We start from the raw sequence: 22,698 nt of genomic DNA, 5'->3' as shown, positions 1-22,698 counted from the left end.
TGCCCCTTCAATTGAACCCCAAGTCAAATTCACATTGCTTCCTCCCTGTCTATCGAAAAGAATGAGGCGAACCCGCCTGCACGTCCGCCTCGCATCCGTACTGCCGGAGGATCTCCGGTCAGATTATTGAATAATGTTGTTATCCTGGTCCTTCACTTCTGCCTTCATCTCATCGGAAACAGTGATACCTTGAGCTTCAGCCGCTTTCAGGTTCAGAATCAGATCCAGCTTGTCCGGCACAGTGACTTTCAAGTCGCCTGGTTTCGATCCATTTTTCAGAATGTCCGCAGCCATTTCACCCACTTGGTATCCGTGATCATAGTATTTGAAGCCAACGGTTGCGAAAGCCCCTTTTTCCACGGTATCCCGGTCACTGGAGAAGAACGGAATTTTATTTTTATTCGCGGTCTGGATGATTGTATCCACTGCGCTAACTACCGAGTTATCCAGCGTGATATAGAAGGCATCCACTTTGCCAACCAGAGAATCGGTCGCCTGTTTTACTTCGGAAGTGTTCGTAACTGGTGCTTTGACCAGCTTGATATTATGTGTTGCGAGCGCTTTTTCCGCATTGTTCGCCATCACAACCGCATTCGGTTCGCCCTCGTTAATAACCAGACCAACCGTCTTTACATCCGGCAAATATTTGGCGATAAAATCAGCCAATTGTACAATCGCCTCCGGGTTCGTATCCGATGCACCTGTTACGTTACCACCTGGCTTGTCCATGTCACTCACCAGTTTGGCACCCAGCGGGTCTGTCACCGCTGCGAACAGCAGTGGCTTGTCCTTTACTTGTTGAGCCAGTGCCAGTGCGGATGGTGTTGCAATCCCTAGGACCAAATCATTTTTGGAATCCCCGGCAATTTTCTGGGCAATGGACAGGTTGTTCGTTGAATCGCCTTGCGCGTTATTGTAGTCAATCGTCAGATTCTTGTCTTCTTCAAGACCAGCATCCTTCAGCGCTGCAATAAATCCTTCACGTGTGGCATCCAACGATGGATGTTCGACAATTTGCGAGATCGCGATGCGATACGATTTTTCTGCCGTACCTTCACCTGTTGTGCTGCCCGATCCCTCGGTCGTTGTGCTACCGCCGCTGTTATTTCCGCAACCAGCCGCTACAACCATAGATGCAACCATCATCAGAGACATTAACCATTTCTTTTTCATGTGTGAGAACCCCTCTCCATCTTCTAAAATGTTGATGCCCTCATCGTTATCCAAGTGACACGATAGGGCGGGACAAAACGAACGCTTCAACGCATTGTTGCTTTGATCGACAAAAGCAGACAAATATAGACTTTTCTCATGCGACTGAAGTCCATGACTCGTGTTGGTATTTTATTGTTTCCCTAATATTAAGGTGCGACCTGTTTCCCGTCAATGGTTGAACCGCTTCCAATTTGCATTCATTGCAGATACGTGAGAGAAAACATTACATAAAACAAAAAAAGAGACTGTTCCGAGTGATCGAAACAATCTCTATACATTCTAATTCCCAGCCGCCTCGCGAATCTGGTATGTGCATTTTTTGCCGCCGTCTGCATAACATTCGGTGCGCTCCACATCAGCCTGCAGCAATGAACGGAACAGTTCCAGTTCACAGCGGCAAGCCTGTTTATAGACACTCGCTACCTGCACAATGGGGCAGTTCAGCTCGGTAAGCACATAGGTGCCATCCGATTCCTTGGAGGCATCGGCCATATATCCGTTTGCATTCTGAATGCGCGCGAGTTCCTCGACACGTCCGGCCAGATCCTGACCTTCCATCTGTGGCTGTCCGCTGCGAAGCAGCTTGTCCCGACGGCTCTCGAACAATGCATCCACGACACCGCTGCCCGCTGAATCCGACAGTTCCTCCAGCAGTTCCAGGGTCAGTGATGAATATGATTTTGGGAAAAAGCTATCCCCACGTACCGTCAGATGGTACACAGCGGAGGGACGTCCAGCTGTAGCTCTGGCTTCCCGAACCTCAATCCAACCATCCTGCTCCAGTGCCGTGAGGTGACGGCGAATCGCCATGCCGGTCAGACCAAGCTCAACTGTCATTTCCCTTGCGGTCATTGTGCCTTGCTGCTTGAGCATGAACAAAATCCGTTCACGCGTCGTTCGTTCCTCTTCGCGCTTCACGATCAGCACCTGCTCTCCCTGCTTATGCGGTTACCGGTGCTGCCTCCCGGCAGGCATCCGAGCAAAAGCGGTTATGCGTCTCTTCGCAATCCTCACAGCATACATGCTGCAGGTTGCAGGTTGGACAATTAATATAACGGTCATGTGTCGTTCCACAGTGATAACAGCTAGCAATCACAATATCTTCATCCGTCCGGTTAATCGGCACGGAAATACGCTCATCAAATACATAACATTTGCCATCAAACAGACGACCTTGTACCTCATCGTCCTTACCATAGGTAACAATTCCGCCATCAAGTTGTGCCACGTCCTGGAAACCTTCGTTAATCATGAACCCAGTCAGCTTCTCACAACGGATTCCGCCAGTACAGTAGGTAATGATCTTTTTGTCCTTCATATCACCCAGGTTCTCCCGAATCCATTCCGGGAACTCGCGGAACGACTCAACATCCGGACGAATCGCACCTCGGAAATGACCGATCTCGTACTCGTAGTCATTACGGCCGTCAATTACAATAACATCCTCCTGTTGAAGATGCTCGTAAAATTCTTTTGGGGACAAGCGTTTACCACTAATGACGTTCGGGTCCAAGTCTTCGTCCACGCGGAACGTAACCAGCTCGGCTTTGTGACGAACAAATATTTTTTTGAACGCATGCTCTTCGACATCATCAATCTTGAATACCATATCGCTGAACAGCGGGTTGGCATGCATATCCTTCATGTACTGCTCGGTTTGCTCTGGTGTACCGGATACGGTTCCGTTAATGCCTTCTGAGGCAATCAGAATACGTCCTTTTACACCCAGGTCCTTACAGTATTGCAGATGCTCTTGCGTAAACGTTTCAGGGTCTTCAATCTTCACGAACTTATAATATAAAAGCACGCGGTACGCGCTGTTACACATGTGTATCACCTGTTCCTATTCCATGTTGTTATTGGCCGGATCATCCGACAAGACTACAACGTTGCAACCTTGCTCATTAAAAAGAAAATAAACAGCCGCCCGAAACAATGTCTCGAACTGCTGCTTTGAACATTCGACTTTTATTCCTGCATTCTAGTTTATCGGAAGCGGAATAGCTTAGTCAATATAAATGTATAGAAAGGAATGTAAGTTATGGAATACATTTTTCGTTATTTATCTTAATTGAACGATTAAGAATACTGAATGGCATTCGCAATAAGCATAAATACAATACCCATAGCGATCCACATGACCATCAGCGGCCAGAAGAATCTAACCCATTTCTGATACGGAATGCCGGAAACTGCCAGACTGCCCATCAAAGCAGAAGACGTTGGCAAAATCATGTTGGTGAATCCGTCTCCGAACTGGAAGGCCAGCACGGCAGTCTGACGGGTAACCCCGAGCAGATCCGATAATGGAACCATAATCGGCATCGTAGTCACGGCCATACCTGTACCTGACGTGATAAACACGTTCATAATATTTTGGAAGAAATACATACCCAATACCTGCACGGAGGACGGCAATTCGCCAACCGCTGTAGACATTCCGTATACTACGGAGTCAATTACGTTACCCTGATCAAGGACAACCATAATTCCTCTTGCTAGACCGATGATAAAGGCACCATAGGCAATACCACTTGCGCCTTTGACGAATTCACTTGCAATTCGGCTAGGACCGAACCCGGACACGAGACCAGAGATCACGCCCATGCTCAGGAAGAGAGCCGCCAGTTCCTCCATCCACCATCCTTCTTTGGATACACCCCAGATTAACAGGGCAAAACCAGCTACAATCGTAATGATGGTCAGAATATGTGTGATGCGAATCGTCGGCAGTTTATTCAGATCCACTGCAGGTGTATCTGCTGCCTGCTCCTGTTCCAGCTCATGCACCAAACCACGAGTTGGATCAGACTTCACTCTGGACGCATACCGCATAATATAGATACTTGTTACGGAGATGAGACACACCAGGATAACCGCACGAAGCCACATACCTGAGAAAATCGGAACTTCTGCAATAGCTTGAGCTAGTCCCACATTGAACGGATTGAGCAGTCCCGCGGTAAAACCACACGAGGCCCCCAGCGAGATCATCGCCGTACCTGTTAGAGCGTCATACCCCAGCGCACGCGCAATGGCGATCCCGATCGGTACAAAGACCATAACCTCCGTGGACATGCCCATCGTAAACCCACCAACGGAGAACAAGGTGATGAATACCGGGATGACCCATAATCCTTTATTAGCGAAAGAACGGGCTACCCTTCCTGTAAGAGCTTCAATCGTTCCCGTGCTCGTAATGATCTGAAATGCTCCGCCGATGATGAAAATAAAGAATACAACGTCCGCGGAATCAACCAGTCCGCGAACAATGGACTTGGGAATATCCCACAATCCCGTTGGATTGGCCTCTACATGATGGTATGAACCTGGAACGAGCAAGGATTTGCCTGTTGCTTCATCCTTGACCCGATCAAATTCTCCTGCGGGAATAATATAGGTCAAGACAGTAGCTACCAGCACCAAAATGAACAAGATGACGAAGGTGTGAGGCATTTTGAACCATTTACGCCGTTGTTGTGGTTGTTTTGTTATGTTTTCCAATTCATCATCCCTCGTCCTTCTGTTGTTTCCATGCTTCAAATTCATCACGTACCTGCTTCAATGCTGCCTTGTCTGCGTACAAATCGAACGCTGTCAGTGCAAGTGCCTTCGCCGCACGGTTCAGTTCAATCATGCCTTCCTCTGCACCGGCAAGCCGGGCAAATTCAGGAGTGTGTGTTGTCGCATCTCCTAACCGAATATACGGATGGATTGCGGCTGTAATTTGGCTTACGTTACCGATATCCGAGGAACCCACACCGCCTGTTTGCGGTGGATCATGTACTTCAATGCCCATATCCTCCAGGTTCTGCTGGAACAGACCCGCCAGAGTCTTGTTGTTATTCCGCTCGGCATAGATCAGGCCTTCTGTAATATCTACCGTAGCCCCAACGCCTTCCGCAGCATGGCGCACGACGCGGTAAACTTTGTCCATGACGACTTTCAGTTCTTCAACCGTCTTCGCCCGAATGATATATACGGCTTCAGCCAGCTCAGGCACCACGTTGGGCGCATCTCCACCCTTGGTTATAATCCCGTTCACCCGAACGTCATCCTTCAAATAAGGACGCAGCGAGTTTATTCCCGCGTACGCGTTGACCAAGGCATCTAGCGCACTAATGCCCTTCTCAGGAGACGAGGCAGCATGTGCCTGCTTGCCGTGGAACGTAAAGGTTGCGTCCACACAAGCCAGCGCACCTCTCAGTACCATCGTTTTTTGCTGCGGGTGACACATCATGACGGCATCCATCTCATTGAATACGCCATCGTTCACCATGATGATTTTGCCACCGCCCTCTTCTTCAGCCGGTGTACCAAGTACGACAATTCGTCCCGGAAGATCAGGGCAAGCTTCCTTGAGCGCCAATGCTGCACCTACAGCAGAGGTTCCGATCAGATTGTGTCCGCAGGCATGTCCGATGCGGGGCAGCGCATCATATTCAGCGAGCAGTGCAATTGTGGGACCACCTGGCTGGCCTTCCCATACAGCACGGAACGAGGTGTCGAGGCCTGAAATGCCTTTTTCCACCTGAAATCCGGCTGCTTCCAGCGGTTCGGTTAACCATTGTTGTGCTTGGATTTCCTGAAAGCTAAGTTCAGGGTTAGCGTGAATACGCAGGGATAATTCCCGCAAGTCGGGGTCTAGCCGATCTACAGTTTCTTTGATTTTTTGCTTCATATGAGCTGGGTCAGAATACATATTATTTTGCCGCCTTTCTCCAAATACAGCGTTTCTATATTCAATTCAATCGAATAAATATACAATCAGATTGGATATATTGTATGTGTGACCAAGCTATAAGTAAATTCGAAAAAATTAAGGAATAGCCCATAAAAAATTTTATGGACTCGCTAGATAATAACATATGGATATCATTAGATGTCAGTATAATACTGGTTTATTTACATATTAACCAAGACAGCATCGGTATACATTTTAATCTCACGTACATCCTTCGAATCAGTTCCCCCCATAAAAATGACATTGCCAAATAGCAATAAAATTCCTGTTTCGACAAGGAGATATCGGATAATTATGCATAAAGCCTAGCACCTGCACCACCACGTCTGTATCTAGCTTCCATCCACAACATGCTGTGTTCCAGCCGTTTTCATTAAATCAACAAAGCGACCAACCGTTGCCTGTTGCAGCACACTTTCCTTATACACCAACCACGTGTTACGCCGCACTCCCTGTCCATTCTGTCGGATTAGTTCCTGCTGATGAAGACCATCCGAAGCAGATACGAAAATACCAGGAATAATGGCATAACCAAGCCCGTATCGCACCATTTCCTTGCATGTCTCATAGCTGTCCACACGCATCGCTACAGTTGGTGAACATTCATAGCGCTCATACCACCAGGCCGCTACTCCTTCTCGGAATGGGTTCACAGGAGATCCACCCGTTTTTGTCAGGGGCTCCTGAAATGCAATTTGCGGAAGCTCGGGAAGTTCATCCAGATTAATGGGTTCACGGGATACAATGCAGACCGGTTCATCGTGCAGCAGATGTTTCCCCTCATACCAGGGATGCTCCCCCCGTATGACACCCACCTGGATTTCGTCCCTCATCAACAGTTCCATAACCTCCACACTTAGTGCACAGGTCACAGCAAACTGAACCTCAGGGTACAGCTCCTTGAACTGCTTTAACAAGGGAGGAAGCTTGTACAACGAATAATGATTGGCAATCCCAAGGCGCAACGTTCCCTTAACCTCATTACGAATGTTAGACAGCTGCTCCTTGACCTGGTTAAGCTCATTGAGCATTTTACGGGCATAGATCGCGAGATGCTCTCCTTCGGGAGTAAATCTGGCGCCTTTTAACGTTTTATCGATAAGTGGCACGCCAAATTCCTTCTCCAATTGCTGCAAACGGTATGTCAAAGCCGGCTGGGTCATAAACATGCGCTCCGCAGCCTTGGTCAGACTGCTTTCTTCGGAAACGCTCAGCAGCAGACGGCAGTCCTTTTCATCCATGATCATGTTCCCCCTTTACTTCTCGTCTCTTCAGTATAACCCAGAAAACCAGCGTTAAAGGTACAGAAAAAGCCCAACTCGATATGAGTCAGGCCCGCCCTGCTGATTTGCTTCTTATTCGATGATGATTTACTGCGAAATCGTAATGACCGAGGTAACAAAGTGGTATGATTCATTTTCCTGCACTGCCTGCGACAGCAAAATTCGGTTGCCTTCCGGACTCCAGCTCAGCGGATCAGATGCGTTATCCATTTCGGCCGAGATCTGGAACTGCTCCGCCGATTCCGTATTGGAGACAAATAGCCCTTTTTCATCATCACTTTCCGAATTGATCGTGTAGGCGATTTTGGAATCGTCACCAGACCAGCTTGTGCCGAAGATCTGCGTGCCTCTGGCAAGCGTGGCTTTTTCATTCCCTTCCAGATCGGTTAGCACCAGCGCCCGTTTGGTATCGGCTGTTTTTTTCACAATCGCCAGTCTTGAGCCATCGTTGGACGGGATTACCCTCTCTACACTTTTCAACACCTGCTTCACTTCACCGGTCTTCGTATCGTAGCTATTCAACTGTCCGTCCGTGCCTGTGATGTAGTAAATTACATTCCCAGAAACGCTGACGCTGCTTACATTGAAGTTTCCCGTCTTGACCAGCGCTTTGGTCGTTCCATCCACACTAGCTGATATGATATCCCCATTCATGTTTGGAAAAACAACATGCTCCTTATCCAGCCATGCGCCTTCAAAGACAAATCCATCGTCCTTGCCCGCAGGTACCACTTCCCCGTTGTGCAGGTTCAGAATAAAGCCTTTGCCTGTCGATTCCTCTGGTTCCCTGTAGAAAATATACTGACTATCCGGGGACACGAGTGGTGAACCCAGACTCACTTCACTTTCCTTCACGGGTGTATCTGTGCCCTTCGTAAGATCATACATGTATAAGTTATGCGGGTAACGTTTCTCACCCTCAACCGTGATAGGCTTCATGGACTCGTTTTCTTTATCCGACAAAATCCAGTCATTGCTTAGCCACGCTACCCCGCGCATATTCGACAGTTTATCGATTTTCTCCAGCTTAAAGCTCTGGTATACCGACGTATTTGTATTTTCCTTCACCGTAATATCCGTGCCTGATTTCCCGTTCTGTGTATGATCCCCTGGTTTCGTTGTTCCCCCGCATGCTGTTGCTGATAATAGGACGATTGCCCCGAGCGTGCCCATAGCCGCCTGTTTCCAATTCATCATGGTCCCTCCTGAGTGCTTTCTATAGACCAAGCATACACATCGCATACTTCTAAAGTTATTCAGACTTGTTTCCAACTTGTAAACTTGAATGCGCTAACGGGAAAATAAGCTGGAACGTTGTCCCTTCTCCGTGTTTCGGATCGCCCGGCAACAATGAGATTGTGCCGCCCTGCTTCTCTACAAATTGCTTGACGAGTGATAGTCCCAACCCGGTTCCTCCGGTTTTTCTAGCCCTGTCTTTATTGACGGTGTAAAAGGGTTCAAAGATTTTCTCGCGCGCCTCGTCCGGAATGGGCGTACCCGAGTTGAAGATGCAAATCACCGCTTGTCGCTCCTGCATTCGCAGTTCATTGCTTACCCGGATGACACCTCCCGGCACATTATATTTGATCGCATTATCCAACAGATTGATGAAAATATGCATCAGGCTTTCCCGATCGCTGCGGATCACCGCAGGCAGTAACGCCAGCTCCATGTTCAATGCAAACTTCTCGGCTTTGCCCCGCATCCGGCCACAGGCATCCTCCAGTAGAGCACGAACTTCCACGTCTTCTGCCTGATTCTCAAAATCATATTTCTCCAGAGCAGACAAATGTAATACCTTCTCAACCATCTCGTACAGCCGCTCGGTTTCCTTGCCAATATTGCTCGTCGCATCATCCAGCAATTGTGGATCATCCTTATACATGTCCAACAGCTCTACATACGCCTTAATCGACGTAAGTGGCGTCTTGAACTCATGGCTGATGTTGCCGATATATTGTTTCTGCTGCTGCTCCAGGGCCTGAAGCTTCTCGATGGCAAGCTGAAGCTTCTGCTGTTCCGCATGCATGGCTTCAATATTTTGCTGAATCGATGTGCTCATATAATAAATGCCCTGTCCCAGCTCACCTAATTCATCCTTGCGTCTCACAGGTGATTCAGTAATATAATGCCCTTCACGGATGGAATCGGCAGACCTCTTCAAGCGGGTTATGGCAACGGCAAAACGATTGTAGAAGAGATATCCCAGAATGAAGCTTAGTCCAACAACCGCAATCCCTGCCCACATAAACAACTGAAGGATACGGGCATAAAATTCATGATAGCTCTGAACCGGATACTGCATGCGCACAGCACCCATCTGTCCATCCGGTCCGTCCAGTGGTGCTATGTAGAGCAGGGTATCCCCCTGTTCGTGATAAGCGATTTTATTTTGCAGCGCATAGTTCAGCGTAGCTGTGATATCTGCACTTTCCTCAGACATGATCGATGAACCAACCTGCTGTCCCTTCATATCATAGAGCGCGATTGGCAGACCTGTGGAGCTTGCAAGCTCTTGAGCCAGCCTGCGGCCATTTTGCTGTAAAAAAACCTCCTGCTCCAGACGAACGGACTCGGTATAGTAAGACTGCCGCACATTCAGATTCACGAGTCGGGTCTGCTGGGACAGAATGGTCTCGATCTGCGTCTGCTGGTTGCGCTCAATACCTCGCAATACCAGGGAGCTGAGCACAACGACGGTCAGGATAAGCAATGCGGCCAGAAAAACGCTGAACTTCAGCTTGATGCTTACTCTCATACCAAGCCGCCCGCTTCAGGGGCTGATGCCTTATAGCCAATGCCGTATACCGTCTGCAATTTTTGCTGGTCGGTATCGCCGATTTTTTTGCGCAGCCGCTGAATATGAATATCCACCGTGCGTGTACCCCCGGCATATTCCATGCCCCACACCCGGTCCAGCAGATCATCCCGCGTGTATACACGCTCAGGGTTGGACATCAGAATGGTAAGCAAATCGAACTCTTTTGGCGTCAAATCCAGCTTCTCCTCATTCACCGTCACGGTGCGGTGAGCGATATGGATACGTAGCGTTCCATTGACGATAGCCTGATTCTTGGAATCATCAGATGGTGGACTGCTTTTCTCCACGCGGCGCATCAGTGCCTTTACCCGTGCAAGCAGCTCGCGGATCTCAAACGGTTTGGTCATGTAATCATCCGCGCCCATTTCCAGGCCAACGATCTTATCCACGATATCATTTTTGACAGTGAGCAAAATAATGCCGATATCCTCCCGATCCTCCAGCCTGCGGCATACGCCGTATCCATCCAGTTTGGGCATCATCACGTCCAGAATCATGACCTGCGGATGGAATGAAGCTACCTTGACCAGCGCTTCTTCGCCGTCATTTGCTGTCTCTACTTCATATCCTTCGCGCCGCAGCGCGTAAGCAATGGCACTAACAATGCTTGACTCGTCATCCACGACCAGCACTTTTTTATTCATCGGAATCATCCTCTATATGTGTCATGAGTTATCTTATTCTTTGGATCTATGTTAACAAGGTATGGCCTGATTAGCTATGGAGGACTTTACGATTTGCGAGAAACGCCAGATATGACTGTATCCTCCCAGCTTGGACTTCGCTCCACTTTTTTTATACCCCAAACACAACAAAAAGAGCCAACCCGTGATTGGATCAGCCCTAATAAAAACAAAAAGAGCCCATCATCAGGAGGAATGCTCCATCCCATGATTGGCTCTTCTTTAATAAGACTAACGGCTCCAAGTGCGGCGCCTTTTTATTTCTATACCCCGCTCAAATCGAAATTATTTTCCAAACCATCATCATACTGCTGGCACAGGCTGAGCTCCAACTTCCTCCTCATGATCCAACAGATCATGTTTCTCCCAAGCCCGGCTCTTCCAGCGGAAATACATAATGACAGCGCGTGTCCACTCGTCTGCGGCAATCGCAAGCCATACACCGGGGAGCCCCATGTGAAGCTTGAACACCAGCAGATAGCCCAGCGGCAGACTCATGCAGACCATGGAGATCAGTCCCATATATACCGGGAACTTCGCATCACCTGCGGCACGAAGGGAACCAATAATCACAATGTTGCAGGTTCGCCCGGTCTCCAGCAGAAGACTGAGCAGGATGACCTGTGCACCCAGTTTTATAATTTCCGGATTATCCGTGAACACACTCATCAGCGGAACACGGAATAGAATAATAATTACATCGATCACAACTGTGGCCAGCAGAGCCCATTTTACACTGTCGAATACACGTTTGTATGCATCGTTCTTGCGTCTCGCACCGACCAGTCGGCCAACAATAATGGATGTCCCCATTCCGATAGCCATGCTGAATAGATAGATGTAGCTTGAAATGTTGCCCGCATATTGCCGGGTCGCCATCGCTTCAGCACCCAGATAGGTCACATACAGTGTGAAGACGAGCTGGCAGGACTGATATACAACGGATTCCAGCGCAGAGGGGATACCAATTCGCAGGATTTTGCTGATAAATTTCTTCGAAAGGTTGATGTAATATCTAAACTCTACCCTTACATCCATAACCCGATAGAGCAACCAGAAGAAAATAATCAAACAGATCAGACGGCTTCCGACCGTTGAGATCGCTGCCCCTTCTACACCAAGCTTCGGCATGCCGAAATGGCCAAAAATAAGAGCGTAGTTACCAACGACGTGAATCACGTTCATCAGAACAGAAACATACATCGTCTCTTTGGTGTAACCATGCGTACGAATCGTCGCGGCCAGCGCGTTAATCAGCGCCTGAAGGAAGATCCCGCCTCCGACAATACTTATATAAGAACGGGCAAAATCGTATATTTCACCTTGGATATGAAGCAGTGTAAGCAGATGTCCTCCGAACAAAAGGAAGCTTCCGCTCAGGATTAGTCCAACAATCAGATTAAGCGTAATCGCATTACCTGTGACCTGTGCCGCCTCACTCAACTTCTTCGAACCAATATATTGTGCCACAACAATAGCAGCACCATGTCCAATGACTTCCAATACAAGAATCGCAATGGAAATAATCTGGTTGGCTGCTCCGACTCCGGATACTGCATTATCGGACACCGAACTGAGCATGAACGTATCCACGCTCCCCATCAACATAAACAAGAAGAGTTCCAGGAAAATAGGCCATGTTAGCCGAATCAGATTCAGATCTTTGGCATCCGAACGCAAGGACTCTTTGGTTGAGGATATTGCTGTCATTTTCTCACCTTTCCCGTGTGGGCTTTAATTCTTAGGGTATGTTAGCACAGGTAGTTTGAAAATGCAGTAGTTTTGCGAAAAAACTTGAAAGTTTTTTGAAATTCCAATAATAGGTATTTTCAGTTCTTTCATTTAATTTGCATTATAGAGAAGAAATACATTCATATAGTCGTTCTAAATACATGTTCTCAGGAGATATACGAAGTCCGAGACGATGAACAAAAACCCTAACACATCCCTTTTGGATCGGGGTGTGTTAGGGTCTAAGGTTTAAGTTAGCCATTTAATCATATTGAATACATGGGTCTATCCTTTTACCGATCCTGCAGCGATGCCCTCCACAATTCGATTGCTCAAGACGAGGAAAGCGATCAGGATCGGCAGGATGCTGATCATCAGTGTCGCGCCAATCGCTCCCCAATCCGTTGTGTACTGTCCAATAAAATTCTGTACCCCAACAGTCAGCGTCTTGTACGCATCTGTGCTGATGAACGTATTCACGAAGATGAATTCATTCCAGTCATAAATCATGTTGATAATCGCTGTCGTGGCGATCACCGAGGATGTCATCGGCAGGACGATACGGAAGAAAATCCGATGGACAGAGCAGCCGTCCATCACCGCTGCTTCCTCCACTTCCCGCGGAAGGGCATAATAGAAACCAAGCAGGATCATAATGGTGATCGGCATATTAAACGCAATGTATGAAAGAATGACCGACAATGGATGATCTGTAAGATGGAGCTTCAGAAACAGGCTGAACAACGGAATCAGCGTAGAATGCACAGGGATCATCATACCCACCATGAACAGTCCGAGCACCAGAGAACGTCCTTTCCAGCGCATGCGGGTTATCGCGAAGGTGACCAGACTCGCGAACAGTACGGTGAACACAACGGACACCACTGTGATCCAGACACTATTGAAGAAATACAAGCTAATGTTGCCTTCCGTCCACACCTTCACATAATTCTCCCAACGCGGAGTCGCAGGAAGGGCGAACGGTGCCATATCGAATACTTCCTGATTGTTTTTTAGCGAGAACAGCAGCAGCCATATCAAGGGCAGAATCTGCAGCAGCGCCACCAGAATCAACAGGCTGTAGAGCAGGACATAACCGAGCTTTCTCAGCACAGTCGGTCCCGCGCCTGTTCCGGGATAGGCTGGCAACCGAACCGTGGTATCGGTCTTCACAGGGATGGACCTCCTTTCATTTCACTTCACTCAAGAATACTGAATGGTGTCCTTGGATGCCGTAGCTTTTCGAAGCAGCCAGGTTACGACCAGACAGATCACGAGCAGGAAGAAACCAACGGCACTCCCGTAACCAAAGTCGAATCCACGGAAAGCCTGATGATACATATAAGAAGCCATCACTTCACTGGAGCCATTCGGTCCACCGTCCGTCATCACATAAATGAGGTCAAAGTACTTCAACGAACCAACGACAGCCAGCACGATCGTCACTTTGATCACTTCCGTGATCAGGGGCAGCTTGATTCGGAATGCAATCTGCCAAGGGCTTGCACCATCAATCCGCGCTGCTTCAACCAACGATTCCGGGATATTCTTGAGTGCAGCATAGTAGATCAGAATATAGAATCCCGCATACTGCCACAAGATCGGTACGAACAGCGCATACAATACCAGGGATGGCTCCGCCAGCCAGGCTGGCGGATTGCCAATACCGACAGATTCCAGAAAGGTATTAAGCACACCATTGCTGGGATGGTAAATCTTCAACCATAACTGGGCAATCGCTACGGAGGACAGCAGCATCGGAATCAGATATATTTTTCTGAACAGGTTGGCACCCTTAATTTTGCCTGACAGCACCAGGGCAATCATAAGATAACCGATCAGACTCAGTGCAGAGAACAAGGCCATTAGAAAGGTATGATATGCACTCTGCCAGAACGTTGCGTCATGAAGCAATCTTGCATAATTTTCAAAACCGATAAAGGTCATTGCGCCGATCCCGTCCCACTGCATCAATCCGTAATATCCGGTCAGCACGATCGGGATATAGATCAGTACCAATAATAGCAGCAGTGCGGGAAGCACGTACAACGCAGCGACTAAACGGTTGGACATGACTTTATCCATCACAATATCCTCCCTATGAGCGTTGTACGTTAGTTGCCTTTATCAATCGCTTCCTGATGATTCTTCACAAATTCCTCAGGAGTGACTGCTTTTCCGAACAGTGCCTGGATCATGTCCAGATGGACTTGAGCTGCGGTCGGTTTCATCTGCACGTCGGCGAATAATGTCAGGCTGCTGGCCTGATTCAATTCATTCAGCAGGTCGGTATAAAGCTGCGGCAGTTGTACCTCGGCTGTGTCCACTTTCGTTGCCGGAATAACACCCGCTTCGGTTACAGAGCTTTCGCCCCATTTTTCCACAAAATATTGAACGAATTTCTGAGCTTCATCCTTCACCTTGGAGTTCTGTGCGACGAACAAGCCTACACCCGGGCCGCCGACCCAACTGTTAATATCGCTTTTGCCACCATCCATTGTCGGGAATTTGAAAAATCCGATTTTATCCTTGAACTCCTGCGGTACATCCGGATTGGTGGTATAGTTCGGCAGTTCCCAGGTGCCCATAAGGTACATGGCAGCTTTCTCATTCATGAATTCCGATTTGCCTTCATCATTGGACAAGCCGTTATAACCTTTGTTAAAGGCGTTCATATCCACCAGCTTCTGTACTTCGGCTGCCGCCTGGATCAGGGCTGGATCGTCAAACTTGCCTGTGCCATTGATGGCCTTCTCCAATGCATCTCCGCCCAATCGATTGGCCAGATACATATACCAGAGAGACCCGGTCCAGCGATCCTTGTTGCCGAGAGCGATGGGAACCACACCATTGTCTGTCAGCGTTTTCACAACATTCAGAAATTCATCATATGTGGCCGGGGGCTGCAGATTATATTTGGCGAAAATGTCTTTGTTGTAATAGATCGGAGATATGTTCAGTTCAATCGGGAGCGCATAGGTTTTGCCTTCCACAGCATACGCTTCGGTTGTTCCGGCAATGAATTTCCCTTCTAGTGAACCACTCAGGAGGTCATCCAGTGGAGCAAACAAATTGCCCTTTACATAAGGCTCAAGAAAACCCGCTGCCCACGTTACGCCTACATCCGGGAGTTCATTGGAAGCGGACAGAATTTTCAATTTGTTCTTATATTGCTCATTCTCCAGCACTTCCTGTTTGATGGTCACGTTGGGATGATCGGTCTGATACTGTTTGATGATCTCATTCACCAGCTTATTCTGCTGTGCAGAACTGCCTGCTGGCCAGAGATGCATAAACTTGAGGGTCACTTTTCCGTCAGAGCCACTTCCACTCGCTTCACCCTCTCCATCAGAACCTGAATTGCTGCATCCGGATAAAAACACGGCGAGGATAAGTGTCAGTGTCAGTAGCATTGCTATTGGCTTTTTTCTCATATTCCTAACCCCCTGTAATGGTTATTCGGTTGATGTAACCGCTTTAATAAAATTGTAGCATGGGTACATCTCCCCCATAAGACCAGGATGATTTGGAAAAACTCCACTATTTTATGGTTATTTAGTCTCTTTACGAATCCCAATGGAATGACGATATTTGCTTGGGCTAAGCCCTTCGAGACTTTTGAATACCTTAATAAAATATTTATCCGTCTGGTAGCCTACCTGTTCGGCGATCTCCGAGATGGGCAGGGCCGTCTGAACGAGCATCTCCTTCGCCCGTTGAATACGTGTACGGGTCAGATATTCGCTGAAATTAATTCCTATCTGCTCCTTGAACAAAACGCTAAAATAACTGGAGTTCAAGTGCAGCATATCAGCGATTTCCCGCAGGGTAACATGTTCCCTCAGATGGGAATCCACGTAAGAAACAGCTTCACTGATCTGGGGATTAAGTCTCTCGTCTCCCCGCTCTTTGGCATCCAGCAGCTTGGGGTCAACCAGCTTCTGCATCATTTGAATACGCCGCTGTTGGTCTCCAAGCTGCAAAGCCTTCTCTACCGTCTGAATCAGCTGTTCCTTCTCAATCGGTTTAAGCAAATAATCTACCACGCCAAGTTTGATGGCCTGCTGGGCATATTGGAAGTCGGCATGCCCTGACATAATCAACACAACTGGTTTGCTCGGAAACTGCTGCACGGCTTCAACGAGGGACAGGCCAGAGAATTCCGGCATGCGAACGTCAGTAATCAAAAGGTCCGCCGTCTGTTCACGGAGCCATGCTGCAGCTTCGACTCCACTTGCCGCAGTTCGAATTTCGTTACGACCAGCCGACCAGCCTTCCAGCGTCTTGCGAATCCCCTCTCGTGTACGCGGTTCATCATCAACGATTAGAATCGTTCTGCCATGAATCATATGCACCCTCCGTATCCTTCGGAATCTCAAAGCGAATGATAGTCCCTTCACCGACCTTACTCGTAATGGAAAGTCTGCACAATTCGCCAAGCTGACTGCCAAAATAAAGCTTCAACCTGCGATGCACGTTAATCAGCCCCACGCCTGTTCCCTTGTCGGAAACAGCAGGTCCACCATTCAATGCACGAACAACGGATTGAAGCCGGGAATCATCCATGCCAGGTCCATCATCCCGAACTTCGATGTGAACCAGCCCATCCTGCGTGGAAGCATCTACATGGATGCTTACCTTTCCCGGTTCAATTTTGCTCTCTATCCCGTGAAGAATAGCATTCTCCACCAAGGGCTGTATGAGCAATTTGGGAATCCTCACGGTGCGCATCGCTTCACTCAGTCTGATCTCCCATTGCAGCCGTTCTCCCAGCCTCATCTCCATAATTCGAAGATAACGCTCCGCGTGCTCCAGTTCATCGGCAATAGTAACCCATTCATCCTGATTGGGACTGGAGATGATGTAGCGAAATAGGCGGGACATCGCCACAACCATACGCGCCATTTCCTCGTCTCCTTTATCATCAAGTGACCAATAGAACGCCTCCAGCGTGTTAAACAGAAAATGAGGATTGATCTGCGACTGCAGAGCTTTCAGTTCTGTTCTTGACTGCATAATTTCCTTCTCATATATCTCCTGAGTCAACTCATTCAACCGATAAACCATCTGATTGTATACTTCATTAAGCCTGTGAATCTCCATCGTTGAGCTGAACATAATATTGGGCTTCATGGCTCCCGGCCGTGCACTGCGCATGGCCCTCATCAGTCGGGTGATGGGACGTGTAATCATGGTGGACAAGAGAAAGGACATAATGAGGAACAGCACGACGCCAAACAAACCGGAAATAAGCAGTGCCGTCCGAAGAATGGACACACCCTCCGTTGTCTCGCTCACAGGTGTAAGAACCGCGAGCGTCCAACCCGTCATTTCGGAATGCTGTCTAACGACGATATAAGGCTCATCCCGGGTCTCGACTACAGAGCTGTCACTGCTTAGGAGTGCCTTCACATCCAGACTAGCCTCCAGATTGGAAGTAACCACGCTTCCTGCCGCATCTACCAGAAGAATAGAATCCTCCACATCGTCCTCAGCATCCAAGTCATTCAGTTGAAAAAAGCTGCGCTGCATCCGCACCACGACATAACCTCCAGGTTCAAAAGCCCGGTCCATCAGGCTGACTCGCCGAATAGCCATAATGACCCCCGGATCTTCCGGGTCAGGACCGACCCAGACCAGCCTTCCCTTCTCCGCGTCTGCTTCCGCTATCCAGTTACGTCCGAGTCTTCCATCCAAAGATCGGTCATCCATGGGAAATATTCTGCTATAAGTTGTCGTATAAATTTCCAGACTCTGTACACCGCTCATAAAGGAAGGATAGCTGCTCACAACCTGCAAGAGCGCTTGGCGCTGATTAAACGTAGCCTGTTCCCCACCTTTCTCATTGCTCAGTAAACGCTGCACATAAGAATCATCTGCCACTTGAGCTGTCAACGAGTTAACTTGTGCGATTAAGGCGTCCAGTCTGCCGTTAGCCTGAACAGCAGTTTGATGAATATGCTTCTCCGCATTGGTCTTCAGCAAACCGGATACCCGGTCATAGGCAGCGATTCCCGCAATAAATAACACCACCAACATCACCAATACAAAACCAACAAAAATCTGATTGCGCAACGAGTTCCATCTGCCCCAATTCACTCGCAAACCCCATTCTCCTCCCCGCATGTAAAAGAAATCGCCACCCGTTTCTCATCTTGGGTGACGATTGAGTACAAGTATGCCGGAATCCATCATCGCCAATTATTGAAGCGTTTACATTTTGGCTCATTGATCTCCTTCACCGATCTTTGTTTAGCGATTAAACTAACGACTAAAAAATAGCACAGAATCCTATCTTTATCAATCATTTAAATACAGGGCAGCTCCACAAACCGGAAGCTCATGAAAACAAAAAAAAGGACGGACTCCATGAGCCCGCCCTTTTCTTCATTATTTCACCGAACCTTGCGTTACACCATTGATAATCCATTTCTGTGCAAACAGGTAAATGATGATCATCGGCAGCAACGCCAGCAGGTACGATGCAAACGCCAGGTTGAAGTCAGTATTGAATTGACCCTGGAACACATATTGTACCAGAGGAAGCGTGTATTGTGCCGGATCACTAATAATAATGAGTGGCAGCAGAAAGTCATTATAGGTAGACAGACAAGTTAGAATACCAACCGTGGCACTGATCGGCGCCATCAATGGGAAAATGATTTTCCAGAACGTGCCCCAGGTTGTTGCTCCATCTACGAAGGCTGCTTCCTCCAGCGCTACCGGAATGGACCGAATGTAACCTACATACACAAATACGTTAAAGGCGAGCCCATACACCGTATGCAGCAGGATAAGACCCAGAAGATTGGTCATTTCCAGTGATGCAGTCAGCTTAACAATCGGCAGCATGATGATTGGAAACGGAATGAACATCGCACTGACGAAGTAATAGTACAGCCCTTTGAAAAACTTCCGTTTCTCCATATTCCGGGCAATCGCGTAAGCAACCATAGAGTTACTGAGCAAGGTCAGAATGACTGTTGACGCAGTAACAATGGCACTGTTACGGAACGATTGGAAGAAGTTTGTCATGTCTATTGCACTTGCAAAGTTCTCCCAGTGGAGCGTTGTCGGAATAGCAAATACCGATTGAGCCATTTGCTCCGGATTCTTCAATGCGATTGTAACTGTCATATATAAAGGGAACAGAATGAACAAGGTACCCAGAACAATTAACAACATAACGGGCCAGTTGGTACGTAAACGGCTTCTCATTACAGATCCGTCTCCCTTCTTTGCAGGAACCGGATTTGCAGAATCGAAATCACCGCAATAACGATGAAATAGATAACCGAGTTCGCAGATTGATATGCATATTCGCCGCCTTCAAATCCACCCGTGTAGATCAGATGGGAGATGGACTGTGTTGCCCGTCCCGGCCCACCATTCGTCAAGGCCACGATCTGGTCAAAGACCATCAGTGAGTTTTTCATGGCCAGCACCATATTAATCGTGAAGAACGGGGCAATAAGCGGAAACGTAATGCTCCAGAATTCACGCCATTTGCCGGCGCCGTCCAGATTGGATGCTTCATACAATGTCGTAGGGATGGTTTGCAAGCCCGCCAAATACAGAATCGTATTCAACGCGACGGATTGCCATACCGCTACAATCACGATCCCAATCCATGCCAGGCTTTCGCTACCCAGAATGTTGGTGGATAGGGCGTTGATGCCCAGGTTTTGTCCCCATATCGGGAATACGTTGGAGAACAGGTAGTTAAATATGTAACCTACGATCAATACACTCAGGATATTCGGCAAGAAGTAGATGCCACGGAAAAAGTTACGGAACTTGATCTTGGCATTCAGCCCAAGTGCAATGAGCAGGCTTAGAATATTCGTGAGGATCGTTACAACGATCGCAAACTTGAAGGTAAACCAGTAGGCGTTGCCTACATTGTCATCTTGAAACAAATTGAAATAGTTTTTGAATCCAACAAAATCATAACCTTTACCGAATCCGTTGTAGTTCGTAAATGAATAATAGATCCCCTGGAGGGCCGGCAGCGTCATAAATACAAAGAACAGTATTACCGCCGGAACCGTCATCCAGTAATAAGGCGCGATGCGCTTGTTCATACTCCATCCTCCTTCGGACAAGGCGTTATCGCCGATTCGCTACCTTGTCCCATTCTTTGTCGAGTGTATCCAGATAGTTGTCGATGTTCTTGTTCTGCAAAAAGGACTGTACGATGGAATTCAGCTGCACCGCAGCCGGAATATAGTGATCGGCGAAGTCGATAACCTTGCCCTGCTCAATGTAAGGTGTCAGTTCCTGTACAGCAGGATCATCTTGTTTTACACCTTCCACCGCAGAGAACAGCGTCTGTTCCTCAATGTATTTGCCTATATTTTCAGGCTCCAGCAGAAACGCGATGAACTGCTCGGCCTGCTCCTTGTTGGGTGTATCTGCTGCAATGGTAAACAGGGAGTCGATTCCGTTCACCAGCTTAATCTGGCTCGGATCATTCCCTGTCGGGAATGGGAAGAAACCAATGTCCACATTCGGGTTGGCTTTGCGAATCTCGGAGATCGCCCAGGTACCCTGGATGTACATATATGCTTCGCCATTAGCAAAAGCACGGTTACCATCCGAATACGCTTTACCGAAGTTGTCACCGTGACCATAATTCATCAGCTCCAACTGCTTCTCCGCAACCTCACGGTATTTCTCCTTGAAGGTCACCTTGTTCTCGCGACGCTCCAAGTAGAAATCAATACCAACCAAGTTAGGTCCGAGTGCATTGAACGGCAGATTCGTCTGCCAGTCATCCTTGTATGTGAAGTAAAACGGAATTTTACCCGCATCCTTAATTTTTTTGGCTGTAGCAATCAGCTCGTCCCAAGTTTTGGGTACGTCCAGACCCATTTCCTTAAACAACGTTTTGTTGTACATGATGCCGTTTGCATTTGTTGCGTAAGGAACGCCTGTCACTTCATCCATGCCCGTGACATCCTTCAGCATCTTTATGTAGTTGGGATCGATCGTTTTTAACAGTGGACTGTCTGTCAGATCGGCGAAAATATCACTCTGTGCAAGAATGGAATAGGTATCGGTTGCCCCCATTGCCATGATGTCTGGCACATCGTTTTTCACCACACGTGTCTTCAGCACCGTCTCCGCGTCAGGTGGATTCACCTGAGTGACCTGAATATCGGAGTGTTCGGCATTGAATGTTTTGATTAATTCGTCAAAGGTTCCTTTGGCTTCGGGTTTGTTCTGAAAAAATTCAACCTGCACTTTGCCGTTGGCATTATTCCCACTGGTGCAAGAAGACAGAAGTACAGCCGTTATTCCACAAAGCAGTATTAACCCGAGTGCCTTGGTAAGCGATGTTCTCATGTTGTACCTCCCTCAGCTTATATACGTAAAGATTTACCCATTAAATTAGTGAAGTAACCACGTGGTTAATCCTTCCACCGTTTTATACTTAGAGCGTTGACTATAATGTGTCCTATTATTCCTAAAACGGTTTCGGTAAAATTGAATCAGGCCCACTGAGAGCGAGTCCGCTCATCGTTATAACAAAAAAGGACATCGGAATATATCCAATGTCCATCATGTATTCAGTTACGCTGCTTACAACAAAGCTGTTGTTAGCTCTCTATCAACGCTCTATTTTCGGCAAAGCATTACGTAAACGCTTGGCTCGGTAACTCTGAAATGCACGGATTAACATCCCGATGACGAGCATAACCACACCAACATTAATTGCTACATCCGCCAAATTGAGAATACCACGTCCCGACGGAAATACGAGAAAATCCGTTACGCGTGCGTAGATAAACCGATCGATTGCATTACCCAAAGCACCACCAACCATGAAACCGGCACCTGCCTGCATCCAGAAACCGCGAATCTCACCTTTTCTCCGATAATACATTATGCCCGCCACGAACAGAATGGCAACCACACCGAACAGACGCGCATTCCCTTGAAACAGGCTGCCTGCCATTCCACTGTTCTCATAATGCTGCAATTGCATTCCCGAGTCGCCAAGCCTCATTGTGTCGCCAACTTCCATATACATCCTCACCGCCATCTTGGTTCCCTGATCAACCAAGGTAACCAGCAGTGCTACAAAATAAAATAACATGTGCCACTCCTCCTGCCGGACGCTCAAAAGTTAAACTAAAGGGTCTCCGCTGTAACATTTCCTTCACTTTAACACACCCGAAGCGTTGTCACCAACTGGGTAGAGCACGCGCTTGGCAT

The 22,698-nt window shown here is 47.9% G+C and carries 19 protein-coding genes; all 19 read right to left on the bottom strand.

The window, feature by feature from the left end:
• Positions 1-123: 123 nt before the first annotated feature.
• The 19 genes from ACR1R9_RS28835 to lspA all read right to left on the bottom strand — a co-directional run bounded on the left by ACR1R9_RS28835 (position 124) and on the right by lspA (position 22,579).
• A complete protein-coding gene (locus ACR1R9_RS28835; RefSeq protein ID WP_433922140.1) occupies positions 124-1,173 on the bottom strand; it encodes an ABC transporter substrate-binding protein in 1,050 nt (349 codons plus the stop codon).
• 321 nt (positions 1,174-1,494) lie between these two features.
• Positions 1,495-2,133 (bottom strand): helix-turn-helix transcriptional regulator, encoded by a 639-nt coding sequence (locus ACR1R9_RS28830; RefSeq protein WP_433922141.1) that lies wholly within the window; start codon positions 2,131-2,133, stop codon positions 1,495-1,497.
• A gap of 22 nt (positions 2,134-2,155) precedes the next feature.
• Entirely contained in the window at positions 2,156-3,043 is an 888-nt protein-coding gene (locus tag ACR1R9_RS28825) for a rhodanese-related sulfurtransferase (protein ID WP_076287400.1), read from the bottom strand.
• A gap of 251 nt (positions 3,044-3,294) precedes the next feature.
• A complete protein-coding gene (locus ACR1R9_RS28820; protein ID WP_433922142.1) occupies positions 3,295-4,719 on the bottom strand; it encodes a YfcC family protein in 1,425 nt (474 codons plus the stop codon).
• 4 nt (positions 4,720-4,723) lie between these two features.
• Positions 4,724-5,896: a M20 family metallopeptidase gene (locus tag ACR1R9_RS28815; protein WP_433922143.1), complete on the bottom strand. Its 1,173-nt coding sequence runs from the start codon at positions 5,894-5,896 to the stop codon at positions 4,724-4,726.
• A 395-nt stretch (positions 5,897-6,291) separates the two neighbouring features.
• Positions 6,292-7,200 (bottom strand): LysR family transcriptional regulator, encoded by a 909-nt coding sequence (locus ACR1R9_RS28810; RefSeq protein ID WP_076287398.1) that lies wholly within the window; start codon positions 7,198-7,200, stop codon positions 6,292-6,294.
• A gap of 129 nt (positions 7,201-7,329) precedes the next feature.
• The gene (locus ACR1R9_RS28805) at positions 7,330-8,439 is read right to left on the bottom strand and encodes a hypothetical protein (RefSeq protein ID WP_433922144.1); all 1,110 of its coding nucleotides are present in this window, start codon (positions 8,437-8,439) and stop codon (positions 7,330-7,332) included.
• 55 nt (positions 8,440-8,494) lie between these two features.
• The gene (locus ACR1R9_RS28800; RefSeq protein ID WP_433922145.1) at positions 8,495-10,000 is read right to left on the bottom strand and encodes a sensor histidine kinase; all 1,506 of its coding nucleotides are present in this window, start codon (positions 9,998-10,000) and stop codon (positions 8,495-8,497) included.
• Positions 9,997-10,707, bottom strand: coding sequence for a response regulator transcription factor (locus ACR1R9_RS28795; RefSeq protein WP_433922146.1), 711 nt, complete (start codon positions 10,705-10,707; stop codon positions 9,997-9,999). The genes ACR1R9_RS28800 and ACR1R9_RS28795 overlap by 4 nt, the downstream gene beginning before the upstream one ends.
• A 342-nt stretch (positions 10,708-11,049) precedes the next feature.
• On the bottom strand, positions 11,050-12,456 hold the full coding sequence (locus ACR1R9_RS28790) for an MATE family efflux transporter (RefSeq protein ID WP_433922147.1): 1,407 nt from the start codon (positions 12,454-12,456) through the stop codon (positions 11,050-11,052).
• 306 nt (positions 12,457-12,762) lie between these two features.
• A complete protein-coding gene (locus ACR1R9_RS28785) occupies positions 12,763-13,626 on the bottom strand; it encodes a carbohydrate ABC transporter permease (RefSeq protein ID WP_099858007.1) in 864 nt (287 codons plus the stop codon).
• Between the two features lie 54 nt (positions 13,627-13,680).
• The gene (locus ACR1R9_RS28780; RefSeq protein ID WP_433922148.1) at positions 13,681-14,562 is read right to left on the bottom strand and encodes a carbohydrate ABC transporter permease; all 882 of its coding nucleotides are present in this window, start codon (positions 14,560-14,562) and stop codon (positions 13,681-13,683) included.
• A 29-nt stretch (positions 14,563-14,591) separates the two neighbouring features.
• Positions 14,592-15,911, bottom strand: coding sequence for an extracellular solute-binding protein (locus ACR1R9_RS28775; protein ID WP_099857979.1), 1,320 nt, complete (start codon positions 15,909-15,911; stop codon positions 14,592-14,594).
• A 117-nt stretch (positions 15,912-16,028) separates the two neighbouring features.
• Positions 16,029-16,826 carry a response regulator transcription factor gene (locus ACR1R9_RS28770; RefSeq protein WP_099857978.1) on the bottom strand — a complete coding sequence of 266 codons (798 nt, stop codon included), beginning with the start codon at positions 16,824-16,826 and terminating at the stop codon, positions 16,029-16,031.
• Positions 16,795-18,576, bottom strand: a complete 1,782-nt coding sequence (locus tag ACR1R9_RS28765) for a cache domain-containing sensor histidine kinase (RefSeq protein ID WP_310854295.1) — start codon at positions 18,574-18,576, stop codon at positions 16,795-16,797. The genes ACR1R9_RS28770 and ACR1R9_RS28765 overlap by 32 nt, the downstream gene beginning before the upstream one ends.
• A gap of 291 nt (positions 18,577-18,867) precedes the next feature.
• Positions 18,868-19,695 (bottom strand): carbohydrate ABC transporter permease, encoded by an 828-nt coding sequence (locus tag ACR1R9_RS28760; RefSeq protein ID WP_076287389.1) that lies wholly within the window; start codon positions 19,693-19,695, stop codon positions 18,868-18,870.
• The gene (locus ACR1R9_RS28755) at positions 19,695-20,561 is read right to left on the bottom strand and encodes a carbohydrate ABC transporter permease (protein WP_063567591.1); all 867 of its coding nucleotides are present in this window, start codon (positions 20,559-20,561) and stop codon (positions 19,695-19,697) included. The genes ACR1R9_RS28760 and ACR1R9_RS28755 overlap by 1 nt, the downstream gene beginning before the upstream one ends.
• Before the next feature lie 25 nt (positions 20,562-20,586).
• Positions 20,587-21,825: an ABC transporter substrate-binding protein gene (locus tag ACR1R9_RS28750; RefSeq protein ID WP_175381888.1), complete on the bottom strand. Its 1,239-nt coding sequence runs from the start codon at positions 21,823-21,825 to the stop codon at positions 20,587-20,589.
• Between the two features lie 265 nt (positions 21,826-22,090).
• Positions 22,091-22,579 carry a signal peptidase II gene (gene lspA / locus ACR1R9_RS28745; protein ID WP_076287387.1) on the bottom strand — a complete coding sequence of 163 codons (489 nt, stop codon included), beginning with the start codon at positions 22,577-22,579 and terminating at the stop codon, positions 22,091-22,093.
• Between the last annotated feature and the right edge of the window lie 119 nt (positions 22,580-22,698).

The organism is Paenibacillus taichungensis (assembly GCF_050994985.1).
Taxonomy (GTDB): domain Bacteria; phylum Bacillota; class Bacilli; order Paenibacillales; family Paenibacillaceae; genus Paenibacillus; species Paenibacillus taichungensis.
This window is presented reverse-complemented; position numbering and strand designations above follow the sequence as displayed.